The following is a 15,238-nucleotide window of genomic DNA, read 5'->3' on the forward strand; positions in this document are numbered from 1 at the left end:
GAAACGTGAGTTCGACGAAAGAAGGAGGTTTCTTATCCCTGGAGTATGTCTCTGATAGAGGCTGTAACAGCCAAAGCGTTTCCAAAAACGTTTTGGCCATCGCATGGTTTCCGTAGCAACTCTCTGCTGGCTTTACTCTTACATCGGACTCACATTAATAAAGAGGTGCACCTGTTACCGCGGAGATGCGGACATCTCCTTCAGTAACCGGTGCACCAAAACCCTGTTGTTTCTATGTGTTTATGAGCAACGCAGCGAACGCCCGACTTTTACCTTGGAGGTTTTACGGAGGCCATTGATGCGGCAGAGCTGGTTGACGGTCATACCGTATCTACGTGCGATGGACTTCAGTGTGTCGCCTTTCCGCACTCGATAATAAATCTGCTTGCTGGTGGCGATTTTGCGCCCACCAGGAGTCATTTTTTTAGAAGCCTTTGGGGCAACTACTGCTGCGCCGTTATCCGAATCGTCATCCACGTCGATGTATTCGCTATTGTCAGCGACTTTTCTGGCGGCGGATGCTTCGGCCTTAGTCGTGGGTGTAGCCTTAGCGATGGCCTCTCCATTCTTATCCAAGGAGATCTTGCGCTCTGCACGATAGCAAATGTTTTGTCCCGGTTTCAGTGCAGAGGTGGGGCGGATGTTGTTCAGCTTGCAGAGGGCATCGACCGTTGTGCCGTATTGACGAGCGATAGACATGAGCGTTTCGTCGCTTTCTACTCGATGGTAGGCCGCCGGACGTACCACGGTACGGTCTACGTTCGTGGTTGTCGTTGAGGCTACAGCTTCGTCCTCGGCAATTTTACGTTTAGGAGTAGTGATATAGATCTTCCCGCAGCGAAGAGCCTGTCCGACACGTAGGCGCGACTTACGTCTGAGTCCGTTCAGGCGGCAGAGTTCGGCTACCGAAATGTGGTACTTACGTGCAATCATAGCAACTGATTCGCCTCGTCTTACGCGGTGGTAAACGATGCGTTCAGAGGTAGATGTATAAATGTTGACGTTTCTTCGGAAGGTACTTTTACGGATCACGTAGAAGTCACGGCGAGGGGTGCCGTTATTAAAGTCGATGATTTCATGGGGATTGAAGGCTTCACCCAAGAATCGGGTCTCAAAGTGAAGATGCGGACCCGTAGAGCGTCCGGTAGATCCTCCAAGGCCAATGGGCTGGCCGGCAAGGACAATCTGATTTTCTCCCACTAAGAATCCGGACAGATGTCCGTAAACAGTTTCCAGACCGTTGGGATGGCGAATCACGAGGTAATTACCATAGCCCCCGCGCTCGAAATTCTTGATCCGGACTTTTCCGCTGAAGGCTGCACGCACCGTATCGCCTATGTTAAGATCGAGATCGATTCCGCGATGCATCCAGCGACGACGTATGCCGTACTCTGAGTTTATTTTCAGACGTTTTCCGACGGGACATACAAATGATGAACAGTCGACCCTGAATGAATCGGGGAAGGGAATATTCTTACTGCGAAACGGATTGACCCAGCGGGTGTCCCAGCTCGAGGCATAGAGCTCGTCGGCAGGGAAGCGTAGCTCTTCATTACGGAGAAGCTCTGCTTGGGAAGAGTAGGTGACGGGGGCTAACTTGTCCGACGTCATCTTCTTTTTTGTCACGTCTATGTGACCGGCGATCAATTCCGACGCCTTACGTTCCATCGTACGAGAGCGTACGGTTTGTTGCACACGTGTCGGCAACCTTTTGTTGTGAGTTCTTTGTGCGTAGCTTCCTCCTACGGAGAATAGGGCAAAGCAGCACAAGACGCTTACATTTCGTAATACATTCATAGTTTGTCGTCTCTAAAAAAAGCGCCCAAAGGTCTGTATAACAAGCATACCGGCCAAAAAAAAGCGGGTTTTGGACACTTTGGAGGTGTTTGTGTGGGGCTTGATAAGCCCGTCATCCGTTTTATTTTCAGGGAAATAGCTGACTACCATGTTTTACAACATATTTCGGTCTTGACGCACTCTTTTCATCCCTTCTTCTCGGATTTGGATAACCATACGGATAGGTTTGATCATCATTCGAAGGGGTTGGATAACCTTTCGTTGGGTGGTCTCAGTGTTTGGAGAGGTTTTGGAGTGTGATTTTGGACGATCCGAACATATTCTGAGCCTATCGGCGTAACATCTCCAAATAGACCTCTTCCCTTAGGCCTATCTGCATATTTGTTTGGTCTGATCTCCGACGCGTTTTCCTAACAGCGTCTTTGGAAACGTCTCCGGAGAGTCATGCCCCTCTTTGTATGGGCTGGATTAGGATTCGATTTTGTTCAACATTTTGACTGTAGCCTTGATGGCTGCTTCGATTTGGTCGGCATCGAGGCCACGGGTCTTGAATTCTGTGTCGTTGTGGCTCCACGTGATGATGGTCTGGACGAACGCATCGGTGCGGCCGCCGGGGGGATGGTAACGGCGTAGTTCGTGAGCATGGGGAGGGTGCGGCCGAGTGATTTGTAGATCTTCTGTAGGGCGGCTACGAAGGCATCATATTGTCCGTCGCCCGTCGCGGTCTCCTCATAGACGCGGCCATCGATTTCGATCTTGATCGTGGCTACGGGGCGAAGGCCGTGGGTGAGGGAGAGGGAGTAGTTGAGGATGCGGATGCGGTTGCCGTGGATGTTATGGCGGAGGACGTCAGAAACAATGTAGGGGAGGTCTTCTTGGGTGAGGAGCTCCTTTTTGTCACCAAGTTCTACGACGCGTTCGGTCACTTTGTTCATCGTCTCATCGTCCAACTCAATGCCGAGGGCTTCGAGGTTCTTGCGGATGTTGGCTTTGCCGGATGTTTTGCCGAGGGCGTACTCACGGGTACGGCCGAAGCGCTCGGGAACGAGCGGGTTACAGTAGAGGTTACTCTTGGCGTCGCCGTCAGCATGTACACCAGCACATTGGGTGAAGACGTTCTCGCCTGCGATGGGCTGGTTGGGGGAGATATGGATGCCGGAGTAGGTCTCGACGCTTTTGCTGACGCGATAGATGCCAGCTTCGCGGATGGCGGTGCGATAGTGGAGCTGGTCGTGGATGACGGCCACGGTGCTGCTGAATGTGGCGTTGCCGGCACGTTCGCCAAGGCCATTGATGGTGACGTGTACGCCGCGGACGCCAGCGCGAATGGCCATGTAGGTGTTCGCTACGGCCAGACCGTAGTCGTTGTGGGCGTGGAAATCGAAATGGAGTTCAGGATAGCGCTCGGTCATGCGACGGCAAAATTCGTAGGTCGTTTCGGGGTTGAGGACGCCGAGCGTGTCGGGCAGCATGAAGCGGCGGATGGGCAAGTGACGGAGCGCGTCGACGAGGGCGAAGACGTAGTCCGGCGAATCGTTTATGCCGTTGGACCAATCCTCGAGGTAGAGATTGACGGTGACGCCGACCTCTTCGGCGCGGCGTACCTCTTCGGCGATGTCGGCGGCGTGCTGTTCGGGAGTCCGGCGGAGTTGCTCGGTGAGGTGGCGCAGGGAACCCTTGCAGAGCAAGTTCATCGTACGGCAACCGGCGTCGCGAATCCAGGCGAGCGACCGTCCGCCATCGACAAATCCGAGCACTTCGAAGCGGTCGAGGCATCCGGCTTCGTTGGCCCATTGAGCAATGCGCCGGACGGCCTCCAGTTCGCCGTCAGAGACACGCGCGGAGGCGATCTCGAGGCGGTCTACATTCAGTTCTTTGACGAGTAGACGAGCGATATTCTTCTTCTCATGGGCGGTGAAAGAGACGCCGTTTGTCTGTTCGCCGTCGCGCAGGGTGGTGTCCATGATTTCGATCATGGGCATGGTGGAGGGATTCTGATTCATGACTTATGCATTGATGTTTTGTTCGTAGGCCTCGATGAGGTTGCGGTTTTCGATGAGGAAATCGATGTCGTCAAGGCCATTCATGAGGCAATGTTTCTTGTAATTGTTGATCTCAAAGTGAGCGCTCTCGTCGGAGGAGAGTAGCGTGATGGTTTGGGCGGGAAGATCAACCTCGACCTCGGTCTTCGGGTCTGCCTCTATGGCGGCGAAGAGGTGGGCGAGGAAGGCGTCCGTAACGACTACGGGAAGGACGCCATTGTTCAGTTCGTTCTGCTTATGGATGTCGGCAAAGAAGCTGGAGACGACGACCCGGAAGCCATAGCCAGCGATAGCCCATGCGGCATGCTCTCGGCTCGAGCCGCTACCGAAGTTGCGGCCAGCGACGAGGATGCGGGCGCCGGCGTAGGCTGGATTATTGAGCACGAAAGAGGGGATGGGTTGGCCTTGCTTGTCGTAGCGCCAATCGTAAAAGAGATTGTCGCCGAAGCCCTCTTTCGTAGTGGCTTTGAGAAAGCGGGCGGGGATGATCTGATCCGTGTCGACGTTCTCGAGTGGAAGGGGGACGCAGGTGCTGCGGAGGATGGTGAATTTTTCGTTCATAATCGTTTGACGAGGGGGTGAATAAATAGGATGAAAAATCGGAGGCCCGTTAGGGGGTGATAAGGATATACCAGATGATGGGTAATCCCCCACGGACAGTCATCCTATATATAAATGTATAAGGGGAGGCCTCAATACTCGCAGTCCTCTCTATCGAAGGCGGGGAGGATGGCCGAGTATGCGAGGCGGTCATTGCTGATGTCGAGGGGTTGGCTGCGCACTGTTTAACCCATCATGCTTCGGGGATCGGTGACTACGCCGGTGACGGCGGCCGCGGCGGCAACAAGGGGGCCAGCCAACAGGGTGCGGGCACCGGGGCCTTGACGGCCTTCGAAGTTGCGGTTGGAGGTCGAGATGGCATATTTCCCGGCGGGGATCTTGTCATCGTTCATCGCCAAGCAGGCCGAGCAGCCGGGCTGCCTCAGCTCGAAGCCGGCATCGGTAAAAATCTTGTCGAGGCCTTCGCGGCGGATCTGCGCATCGACCATCCAGCTGCCGGGCACGAGCCACGCCGTCACACCTGGGGCTTTGCGTTTGCCTTTGACCAGCGACGCGAAGGCGCGGAAGTCTTCGATCCGTCCGTTGGTGCAGGAGCCACAAAAAACATAGTCCACGGGCATGCCGAGCAGCTGGCTGCCAGCCGTGAGGCCCATGTAATCGAGGGAGCGGCGATACGACGCGCGACTACTTTCGGGAACGCTCTCGGCCGTGGGGATGGTCTGCGTAATGCCCATGCCCATGCCTGGGTTGGTGCCGTAGGTAATCATCGGCTCGATGTCGGCGGCGTCGAAACGGATCTCCCGGTCGAAGACGGCATCGTCGTCGCTACGGAGGGTACGCCAGTGCGCCACGGCGCGGTCCCAATCGTCGCCTTTAGGGGCATACTCGCGGTCGTGGATGTAGGCAAACGTGACGTCGTCCGGGGCGATCATGCCGCCGCGTGCGCCCATTTCGATGGAAAGATTGCAGAGCGTCAGTCGGCCCTCCATGGTGAGGCTGCGGACGGCCTCGCCGGCGTATTCCACAAAGTAACCGGTGGCGCCGCCGGTCGTCATGCGGGCGATGACATAGAGTGCGAGGTCTTTGGCGGTGACGCCCGGGCCGGGTCGGCCGTCGATGGTGATGCGCATCGTCTTGGGTTTCTGTTGCAGGATGCATTGCGAGGCCAGCGCCATCTCCACCTCGCTGGTGCCGATGCCAAAAGCTACGGCGCCCATTGCGCCATGCGTAGAGGTGTGGCTGTCGCCGCAGACGATGGTCATGCCGGGCAGCGTCAGGCCGCGCTCGGGGCCGACGACATGGATGATTCCGTTCTTGGGATGCATCATGCCGAAGTGCGTGAGACCAAATTCGGCTGCATTCTTCTCAAGCGTGTCGACTTGGGTGCGCGATACGGGATCCTCGATGGGTTTGTCTTGATCGTGCGTGGGGGTGTTGTGGTCGGGCATGCAAAAAACTTGGTCGGGGCGGAAGACGCGCAGCTGGCGACGGCGAAGGCCGGCGAAGGCCTGGGGGCTCGTCACTTCGTGACAGTAAAGGCGATCGATATAGAGCTGCGTCGGGCCGTCGGCCACGGTTTGGACGACGTGGGCGTCCCATATTTTGTCGAAAAGGGTATTCATTGAAAATGAAAAACGGGTGTGAACTAAAAGTTAGCTGTGAAAAACGTAATCGGAGGCGATGAACGCTAAAAACGCAAAGCTAAAAACGAGATTAGCAGCGGTGGGAAACTGCGGACGATAGGCAAAAAACGAATCGAACCGATGGCCTCCCTACCGCGCTTGGCATTTTTAGTAGTCCGTGTTTAGCCGTTAGCCTTTCGCTCCCTCAAACTTATTGATGGCATCGACGAACGCCTCGACGGAGGCGGCGATGATGTCAGTGTTAGCGGCGAATCCGTAGTAGTTATTGCCTTCGTGCTCGACTTGCATGTGTACCTTGCCCATGTCGTCGCTGCCTTTGTCGATGGCTTGAATGAGGAACTCGCGGATGGTCATTTTGCGGCGGATGATGCTCTTGACGGCCTTGATGGCGGCGTCGACGGGTCCGTTGCCGGAAGAGGCGGCCTCGAACGTTTCGCCGGCGATCGTGAGCGCTACGCTGGCTACGGAGCGCACCCCGACGCCGGACGTGACTTGCAGGTAGGCCAACTTGATGCGATGGAGGGCCTTGCGGTCTTCGCCGACAAGCATGAGCAGGTCGTCGTCGCTGATTTCTTTTTTGCGGTCGGCCAGGCGGAGGAAGTCCTGATAGACTTTGTCGAGCTTCTCGCGGCTGCCCAGGTCTACGCCGAGCACTTCGAGGCGATGCTTGAGCGCCGCGTGGCCACTGCGGGCGGTGAGTACGATGCTATTGTCGTCGATGCCCACATCCTTGGGGTCGATGATTTCGTACGTCTGCACGTTCTTCAGCACGCCGTCTTGATGGATGCCGGAGGAGTGCGCGAAGGCGTTACGGCCTACGATGGCTTTGTTGGGCTGCACCGGCATGTTCATCAGGCTGGAGACGAGGCGGCTGGTGGCGTGTATGCGCTGGGTGTTGATGTTTGTGTCGATGCCGAGGCGCGCATGGTGACACTTGAGGATCATGGCCACTTCTTCGAGAGAGGTGTTGCCGGCGCGCTCGCCGATGCCATTGATGGTCACTTCCGCCTGGCGTGCGCCGGCCAGAACGCCGGCCATGGTGTTGGCCGTCGCCATGCCGAGGTCGTTATGACAGTGTACGGAGAGGACCGCCTTGTGCACGCCATCGACATGCTCCATGAGGTAGCGGATCTTCTCGCCGAACTCACTCGGCAGACAGTAGCCGGTCGTGTCCGGAATGTTGACCACCGTGGCGCCAGCTTTGATGACGGCCTCCACGACGCGTGCCAGATACTCGTTATCGGTGCGTCCGGCGTCCTCGCAGTAGAACTCCACGTCCTCCACGTAGCTTTTGGCGTGCTTCGTGGCGGCTACAGCGCGCTCGATGATCTCTTCGCGGTTCGATCGGAACTTATACTGAATGTGGTAGTCGCTTGTGCCGATGCCCGTGTGGATGCGTTTGCGGCGGGCATATTGGAGGGCCTCCGCCGCCACGTCGATGTCTTTCTTGACGCCGCGGGTGAGGGCGCAAATCACGGGCCAGGTGACGGCTTTCGAGATTTCGACGACCGACTGGAAGTCGCCTGGGCTGGAGACGGGAAATCCGGCTTCGAGAATGTCTACGCCGAGCGTCTCGAGGGCTTTGGCGACTTCGATCTTTTCGACCGTATTGAGTTGGCAACCGGGCACCTGCTCGCCGTCGCGCAGGGTGGTGTCGAAGATGTAGAGTTTGTTATCCATTTATTCTGTGTAGCTAAAAATGAAAAGAGAAAAGGGGAAAAAGAAGCGTGTGGGGAAGCATAAAATGAAATAAACGTCGTGTATCTGCACGGGATCACTGCCATTTCGTCAGGAAAAACCTATGCTCCTCGCGGGAGCAGTGCTATTTCCTTGCGCAACGGGGTGTATCCGCACCGGAGCACTGCCATTTCGTCGCGAAACAGGGTGCGTCCGCACCGGATACACGCCATTTCCTTGCGCAGCGGGGCGTATCCGCACGGGAGCATGGCTGTTTCCTTGCGCAGCGGGGTGTATCCACACCGGATACACGCTATTTTCTTGCGCAGCGGGGCGTATCCGCATGGGAGCAGGGCTATTTCCTCGCGCAGCGGGGTGTATCCACACCGGATACACGCTATCTCCTTGCGCAACGGGGCGTATCCGCACGGGGGCAGTGCTATTTCCTCACGCTGCGGGGTGTATCCACACCGGATACACCTTATTTCCTCGCGCAGCGAGGTGTATCCGCATGGGAGCAGTGCCGATGGCAAGGGCGATGAGGATGCTCTGTGGTGACGGGTGAATGGAGAGCCTCTCGGCGGGAGTCGTTCAGACTGAGGCGCTCCCGCCGAGTGACTCGACGGCGGGGCGAGACGCTTCCCGCCCCGGCCTGATCCATTAAACGCCCTCCGGACGCAGCCCGCGTACGGTGACGGCTGTTTGCCAAAGCTCGCTCTCGCGAAGCGCCTTCAGCTCGGCCTCGAGTTTAACGCGGTAGTCGGGCTTCGAATTGCTGTCGATCGAGCGTTGAGCCTCGCGTCCGGTCTTCACCTCGTCGTAGAGCTTCTCGACAACGGGCTTCACGGCGTCGTGGAAGGGGCCCATCCAGTCGAGGGCGCCGCGCTGGGCTGTGGTGGAACAATTGGCGTACATCCAGTCCATGCCGCGCTGTGCAACCAGAGGCATGAGCGATTGGGTGAGCTCCTCCACCGTCTCGTTGAAGGCTTCGGAGGGGGTGTGGCCGTGCTCGCGGAGTACCTCATACTGCGCTGCAAAGAGTCCTTGGATGGCTCCCATCAGCGAGCCGCGCTCGCCGGTCAGATCGGAGACAGCCTCACGCTCGACGGTCGTCTCAAACAAATATCCCGAGCCAATGCCGATGCCGATGGCCAGCGTCTTATCGAGCGCCCGCCCGCTGACATCCTGGTAGACGGCATAAGAGGAGTTGATACCCCGTCCCTCAACGAAGAGGGTACGCAGCGACGTGCCCGATCCCTTCGGTGCAACCAAGATGACGTCGATATCCTTCGGCGGCACAATACCCGTGCGGTCGCTCCACGTGATCGCAAAGCCATGCGAGAAGTAGAGCGTCTTGCCGGCCGTCAAATGCGGCTTAATCTGCGGCCAGCACTGGATCTGAGCCGCGTCAGAGAGAAGCATACAGATCACCGTGCCGCGCTCCGCCGCCTCCTCGAGAGAAAACAGCGTCTCGCCCGGCACCCAGCCGTCGGCAACAGCTTTTTCGTACGTCTTTCCGGGGCGCTGGCCCACGATGACATGGAAACCATTATCGCGCAAGTTGCACGCCTGACCGGGGCCCTGTACGCCATAACCTAACACAGCGATTGTCTCGCCTTTGAGCGCCTCAAGCGCCTTCACAACTGGAAACTCTTCGCGGGTAACTACGTTTTCTTCAACCCCGCCGAAATTCATTTTTGCCATATCGTTATCTATATAATTGGGTTTAGGTGAATGCTTATAAAAAACAGAAATATGCGCCTGCGTCCGGCCATCCCCATCGGCATCATCAAAGACGCCATCGAGCACTCGGCCAAACTTGGCCGGCGTCCCTGACGCCTTGATCTTCTTTTGTTTCTTTTCTTCTATCAAGAGAAGAAAAGAAAGCATGGATCACGTTCGGGCGCATGTCAAAACAAGAAAAGAAAGAATGAGCGAGGAGCGTCGCTCCCCTTAGACAAAACGGATCAGCGCCCGACTGACAGCGCGATCACCGTCGACCAGCGCACAGGCAAACGCCCCCGGTTCGAGTTTGCGGCGGAAGAGCGCGAGCGGCGTGCCGTAGCGCCCTTCTGCGTGATAAGAGATCTCGAAATGCTGCACCCACATCGTGCGGTAGGTCTCGAGGTCGAATCCATCGAGCATCGCCTCCATGTGGCGGATACTGTTCAAGTGACCGTTAATGTCTAGGTCACTGTAACGAACGACGCGTGTGGTAGGTTCATTGTCCGGCGCCTCTTCTGCGGCGGCGATACGTCCAGCGATCTCCACCGGGCAGTGTCGGTCGGGCACCATCATCCGGTCGGCCCACGCCCCGACGAGCGAGGTCGGTCTGCGCGTGTTTTTGTCGATCGCCGCCCAGATGGAGCGGGCGTAAGCCAGCGGTTTGCCTGTGGCCGCCGACGTCACCTCGAAGCAGCGCCGGATGAAGATCCGCTCCACGGCCTCGGCCCACGTGCTGACGCGGATGGGGGCTGTCAGTCCCTCCGTGTCGATCACCTCGACGGCGAGGCGAGAGAGCACCCAAGCCGTGCCACGGCCCTCCATCACGGTATATCCGGCGCCGCGCTCTTCGGCATGGCGCGTGGCAGCGTCGAGGAGATAGTTGCCGAGCGTGGGCAGGGGCAGGCGCCCCATGAAATCGAGCGAGTAAGCCTCGGTCGTGTAGTCGTATATGCCTATGGGATCCATACTCTATTGATGCAGTTAGAAATAGTCGAGGGTAGTTATGCGGCTGCGACGCAGTAGTCGGAGGTAGTGGTAGAAACAGTAGCAAGCATATAGCTACTTGTAACTACCGCGGTGCATCCGCATAACTACCCGCCTTTAGGCCGTAACTACCCGGGCGGCTCAATAAGAGCTGCCTTTCTGGTGCATCTCCTCTTCGATGGTGGAAAGCATGTCGCTCAGTCGCTCGACGCGGCTTCGGGTGATGGCTACTCGGCCCGAGCGGATGAACTGGAGGACGCCGATGCGGTCGCTGAGTTCGTGAAAGAGCGCCTGCGTTTCCTCGTAATGCCCGTTCATCTCCACCACGACACAGTCTTCGTTGATCTCGAGGATGCGGGCGTCGTACTTACGGATCAGATCTTCCACGCCGCCCATGCGGATAAACTTGTCGGTGGCCAGTTTGTAGAGCGCGATCTCTTGGTAGACGAGGTCCTCATCGGTGTTGTAATACGATTTGAGAATGTCCACGCGCTTGTCAATCTGCTTGACGACTTTTTCGATCATCACCTCGTCGGCGTAGGTCGTAATGGTGAACTTATGGATGCCGGGTATGGCTGAGGGCGAGACGGAGAGCGTCTCGATGTTCAGCTGTCGGCGGGTGAAGATGATCGTGATCTGGTTGAGCAGGCCCACGGTGTTCTCCGAGAAGATGATCACGGTGTAGAGCCGGCGGCCGTCCGTGGGGGCTACGATGTTTTTTTCGTTTGTCTGCATGGGTTACATCAATATGTTGCTGATACTCGCTCCGGCGGGCACCATCGGGTAGATGATGCCGCATTTTTCTACGTCGGCCACCAGGAGGTAGGGCCCGTCAGTGGCCATCATTTCTTCGACGGCCTCGTCCAACTCTTCGCGACGGCTGACCTCCCGCGAGGCAATGCGGAACGCCCGTGCGATGGCCACAAAGTCGGGGTTTTCCATCTCCGTAGCCGAATATCGTTCGTTGAAAAACAGTTCTTGCCATTGGCGCACCATGCCGAGGAAGTGGTTGTTGAGGAGGATGATCTTCACGTCCAGCCGCTCCTGCATGATGGTGCCGAGTTCTTGAATCGTCATCTGCAATCCGCCGTCGCCGACGAAGAGGCAGACGGTGCGATCCGGTGCGCCGAGCTTGGCGCCGATGGCGGCAGGCAGGCCGAAGCCCATCGTGCCCAGTCCGCCGGAGGTGACGACGCTGCGCGTCTGGGTGTACTGGAAGTAGCGTACGCCCACCATTTGGTTCTGCCCCACGTCGGTCACGAGCACCGCGTTATGGTTCGTGGCCTCGGAGACGCGCCGCACCACTTCGCCCATGTGCAGCTTCCCGTCGGTGGGGTGTATTTCTTTTTCGATCACTTTTTCCCACTCCTCGGCCTCGTCCGTGGCGAACGACTCGATCCACGCCGTGTGGCGGGCCGGACGTACGGCGTTGGTGAGGGCGCTGAGGGAGGCCTTGGCGTCGCCTAAGACTTTGACGTCGGCCCGGACGTTCTTCCCCTGCTCCGAGGCGTCGATGTCGAGGTGGATGATCTTGGCCTGGCGTGCATAGCTCTTGAGTTCGCCCGTAACGCGGTCGTCGAAGCGCATACCGATAGCAATGAGCACGTCGCACTGGTTCGTCTTGCGATTCGGGCCGACGTTGCCGTGCATGCCCAGCATGCCTTTGTTTAGGCGGAAGTCGGAGGGCATGGCGGAGAGTCCCAGCATGGTTGCTCCGGCGGGGATGTCAGCTTTTTCGAGGAAGTCCTTCAGCTGCTGTTCGGCACCGCTGAGGATGACACCCTGCCCAACCAGCGCAAAGGGACGCTCGGCTGCGTCGATCAGGGCCGCCGCCTCTGCCACACGCTCGGCGTTGATTTCGGGCCACGGGCGATAGCTGCGGATGAAGTCGACGGGCTTGTGTTCGAAGACCGTCCGGCCCACTTGCGCGTCTTTTGAGATGTCGAGCACGACCGGCCCGGGTCGGCCGGTGGAGGCGATGTAGAAGGCGCGAGCCACGGCCCACGCGATCTCGTCGGCGCGGCGCACTTGGTAGGCCCATTTCGTGATGGGCGACATGATGCCGATTACGTCGACCTCCTGAAAGGCGTCCGTGCCCAGCAAGGGCGAGGGGACTTGTCCGGTGATGACGACGATGGGGGTGCTGTCGAGCATAGCGTCAGCTACGCCCGTGATGGTGTTCGTAGCGCCCGGTCCGGACGTGACCAGCGCCACGCCGACGCGTCCGCTGACGCGAGCAAATCCTTGGGCCGCATGGGCGGCTCCCTGTTCGTGGCGCACCAAGACGTGGCGCAGCCGGTCGCGGTAGTCGTAGAGGCAATCGTAGACTGGGATCGCCTGTCCGCCAGGGTAGCCGAAGATGCACTCCGTTCCCTCCGCTATCAATGCGCGGAGTAATGCCTCCGCACCGGTTATTGTATCCTTATTCTCCATTTATAAGCGTATAGTTAGAAGTAGTCAGAAAGTAGTAGTTGAGGGGGATGTTAGATGATTCGCACGCCCCCCTCGTCGGCCGATGAAACCATGCTGGCGTAGGCGCGTAGAGCCTTCGATACGGTACGGTCGCGGTGTGGTTGCCACGCCTCCGCACCACGCGCCTCCTCCTCCCGCCGGCGCTCGGCCAGTTCGGCCTCGCTGAGACGCACGTTGATGGTGCGCGCGGGGATGTCGATGTCGATGATGTCGCCCGTGCGGACGAGTCCGATGGCGCCGCCTGAGGCTGCTTCCGGCGAGATGTGCCCGATGCTCAGCCCCGATGTGCCGCCACTGAAGCGTCCGTCAGTGATGAGCGCGCACTCGGCGCCGAGGTGCATGGATTTGATGTACGACGTGGGATAAAGCATTTCCTGCATGCCGGGGCCACCCTTCGGCCCCTCGTGCGTGATGACGACCACATCGCCGGCGCTGACTTGTCCGCCGAGGATACCCTCGCAGGCGTCGTCTTGCGATTGGAAGACGCGTGCCGGCCCACTGAAGCACAGGATGCGTTCGTCTACGCCCGCCGTCTTGACCACGCAGCCGCGCAGGGCGATGTTGCCCTTGAGGATGGCCAGGCCGCCATCTTTCGAGTAGGCGTGCGCCACGTCGCGGATGCAACCCTCGGCGCGATCCGTGTCGAGCTTGTCGTAGATGGTGCGTTGCGACCCCATCTTGAGGTTGAAGCGGAGGCCCGGCGCGCTGTGATAGACGGCCTTTGCGGCGTCCGTCACGTGCGGGCTACGGATGTCGTAGCGGTCGATGGCTTCGGCCAGCGTCAGTCCGTCGACACGCCGAACGGAGGTGTCGAGCACACCCGCGCGGGAGAGTTCGCCGAGGATGGCCATCACGCCGCCGGCGCGGTTGATGTCTTGGATATGATACTTCTCCGAGTTCGGGGCCACCTTGCAGAGGCAGGGTGTCTCACGCGAGAGGGCGTCGATGTCGTCCATCGTAAAGTCCACTTCCGCCTCGTGAGCGATGGCCAAGAGGTGAAGCACCGTGTTGGTCGATCCGCCCATAGCGATGTCCAGCCGCATGGCGTTGAGAAAGGACGCACGGGTGGCGATGCTGCGCGGCAGCACGGAGGCGTCGTCGTCGCGATAATAGCGGTAGGCGTTCTCCACGATTCGCCGGGCGGCGTCACGGAAGAGTTGTAGGCGATTTGCGTGCGTGGCTACCACCGTGCCGTTGCCCGGCAGCGCCAGTCCGATGGCTTCGTTGAGGCAGTTCATCGAGTTGGCCGTGTACATGCCCGAACAGCTGCCGCAGGTGGGGCAGGCGTTCCGCTCGACGGCCTCCACTTCGGCGTCGGTGACGGACGCGTCGGCCGCCATCACCATCGCATCGATGAGGTCGAGCGACCGCTCGCCGTGGCGCCCCGCCTCCATGGGTCCGCCGGAGACGAACACGGCGGGGATGTTCAGCCGCATGGCCGCCATAAGCATGCCCGGCGTGATCTTATCGCAATTGCTGATGCAGATCATGGCGTCGGCTTTGTGCGCCTGCACCATGTATTCGACGCTGTCGGCGATAAGGTCGCGCGAGGGCAGGGAGTAGAGCATGCCGTCGTGCCCCATAGCGATGCCGTCGTCGATGGCTATTGTGTTGAACTCGGCCGCGAAGCAGCCCATTCGCTCAATTTCTTGCTTCACTAATTGCCCCACATCATGCAGATGTGTGTGTCCGGGCACAAACTGCGTGAACGAGTTGACCACGGCCACGATGGGTCGCCCCATCTGTTCGCGCTTCATCCCGTTGGCGGCCCAGAGCGCTCTGGCGCCCGCCATGCGGCGCCCCTGTGTACTCTTTGAACTACGTAAATCCATTCTTCTTATTTCTTCTGTTTGTTCCGTTGTTGTGCGGCTCTGGGTCTTCCTCATGCCTTCTAAAGGGGGGAAGGCTCTTGGCAACATGTCAAAAAAAAAGCCCTCCCCACGCTTGATGAGAAAGGCCCTTTTTCGCACAAAACGAATTGTCAAAAACCGAATCGTTTACACCCTTCCCGTAACGCCATTGGAATAATAATGACATTAATCGATAGGACGACGGAAAGTGTATATACGGACTTCATTTTTATCTTACATATGCCATGAAACGGCGGCAAAGATAGAGCCGTTTCTGTAACAGGCAAAAAAAATCTCTACAATATCCCGTAAAAGGCCGAAAAATATTCCATTCTCTTGCGCCCCGTCCTCTATGCCTTCTTTTTCGCTTGTGGCAGTCGATTTCCTCAGGCTTTTGGCTGAAAAAGTTTTGTGGCGGCCGATTTCCTGAGGAAATGAGCCGAAAAAGTTTGTGGCGAGCGATTTCCTCAGGCTTTTGGTCCTACGG

The 15,238-nt window shown here is 58.2% G+C and carries 9 protein-coding genes and 1 pseudogene; all 10 read right to left on the reverse strand.

The window, feature by feature from the left end:
• Positions 1–240: 240 nt before the first annotated feature.
• Positions 241–1,668 carry a LysM peptidoglycan-binding domain-containing protein gene (locus C7123_RS07845; protein WP_237269297.1) on the reverse strand — a complete coding sequence of 476 codons (1,428 nt, stop codon included), beginning with the start codon at positions 1,666–1,668 and terminating at the stop codon, positions 241–243.
• Positions 1,669–2,265: 597 nt separating this feature from the next.
• Positions 2,266–3,773 (reverse strand): annotated as a pseudogene (locus C7123_RS07850) (alpha-isopropylmalate synthase regulatory domain-containing protein).
• 30 nt (positions 3,774–3,803) lie between these two features.
• Positions 3,804–4,400 (reverse strand): 3-isopropylmalate dehydratase small subunit, encoded by a 597-nt coding sequence (gene leuD, locus C7123_RS07855; protein ID WP_069174659.1) that lies wholly within the window; start codon positions 4,398–4,400, stop codon positions 3,804–3,806.
• A gap of 224 nt (positions 4,401–4,624) precedes the next feature.
• Entirely contained in the window at positions 4,625–6,022 is a 1,398-nt protein-coding gene (leuC, locus tag C7123_RS07860; RefSeq protein WP_069174660.1) for a 3-isopropylmalate dehydratase large subunit, read from the reverse strand.
• Positions 6,023–6,211: 189 nt separating this feature from the next.
• Complete coding sequence (locus C7123_RS07865; RefSeq protein ID WP_069174661.1) at positions 6,212–7,723, reverse strand: 2-isopropylmalate synthase; 1,512 nt, start codon at positions 7,721–7,723, stop codon at positions 6,212–6,214.
• Between the two features lie 657 nt (positions 7,724–8,380).
• Positions 8,381–9,424, reverse strand: a complete 1,044-nt coding sequence (gene ilvC / locus C7123_RS07870) for a ketol-acid reductoisomerase (RefSeq protein ID WP_037984145.1) — start codon at positions 9,422–9,424, stop codon at positions 8,381–8,383.
• 249 nt (positions 9,425–9,673) lie between these two features.
• Entirely contained in the window at positions 9,674–10,411 is a 738-nt protein-coding gene (locus C7123_RS07875) for an acyl-[acyl-carrier-protein] thioesterase (RefSeq protein WP_069174662.1), read from the reverse strand.
• Positions 10,412–10,570: 159 nt separating this feature from the next.
• Complete coding sequence (gene ilvN, locus C7123_RS07880; protein ID WP_069174663.1) at positions 10,571–11,164, reverse strand: acetolactate synthase small subunit; 594 nt, start codon at positions 11,162–11,164, stop codon at positions 10,571–10,573.
• A 3-nt stretch (positions 11,165–11,167) separates the two neighbouring features.
• Entirely contained in the window at positions 11,168–12,862 is a 1,695-nt protein-coding gene (gene ilvB / locus C7123_RS07885; RefSeq protein ID WP_038012344.1) for a biosynthetic-type acetolactate synthase large subunit, read from the reverse strand.
• Positions 12,863–12,912: 50 nt separating this feature from the next.
• A complete protein-coding gene (ilvD, locus tag C7123_RS07890; protein ID WP_069174664.1) occupies positions 12,913–14,694 on the reverse strand; it encodes a dihydroxy-acid dehydratase in 1,782 nt (593 codons plus the stop codon).
• Between the last annotated feature and the right edge of the window lie 544 nt (positions 14,695–15,238).

The sequence above is a fragment of the Tannerella serpentiformis genome, assembly GCF_003033925.1.
In the GTDB taxonomy this organism is placed as follows: domain Bacteria; phylum Bacteroidota; class Bacteroidia; order Bacteroidales; family Tannerellaceae; genus Tannerella; species Tannerella serpentiformis.